The organism is Paraburkholderia sp. EG286B, assembly GCF_040965655.1.
Lineage (GTDB): Bacteria > Pseudomonadota > Gammaproteobacteria > Burkholderiales > Burkholderiaceae > Paraburkholderia.
This window is the reverse complement of record NZ_JBFRCF010000262.1, coordinates 1-255: the sequence shown is the minus strand read 5'-3', so window position 1 is coordinate 255 and position 255 is coordinate 1. Positions and strand designations below refer to the sequence as shown.

1 pseudogene is annotated in these 255 nt (G+C 56.9%); it reads right to left on the bottom strand.

Features of this window, described 5'->3' with window-relative positions:
* Positions 1–190, bottom strand: a pseudogene (locus tag AB4Y42_RS44675) (cupin domain-containing protein); the annotation flags it as partial.
* Between the last annotated feature and the right edge of the window lie 65 nt (positions 191–255).

Genomic DNA, 255 nt, shown 5'->3' with positions numbered 1-255 from the left:
CGCCCTCGATCACGTACGCGTAAATGAATGCGGATTTCGCGTGGGTGTGAGGAACAGATGCCGCGCCGGGCGCGTACGTAACTTCCAGTACAATCAGCGATTTGCCGGGGACGTTGGGAATCGCTGCGTCGAAATTCTTCGTGACGGTTTGTCCGTCACCGTCGTGAGCTTCCGCGGAGTCGGCGGCCATCGCAGCTAGTGCAACGAAGCTGGCAATGATGATGTTCCGTATCTTCATGGTCTTTTCCTTCTGCG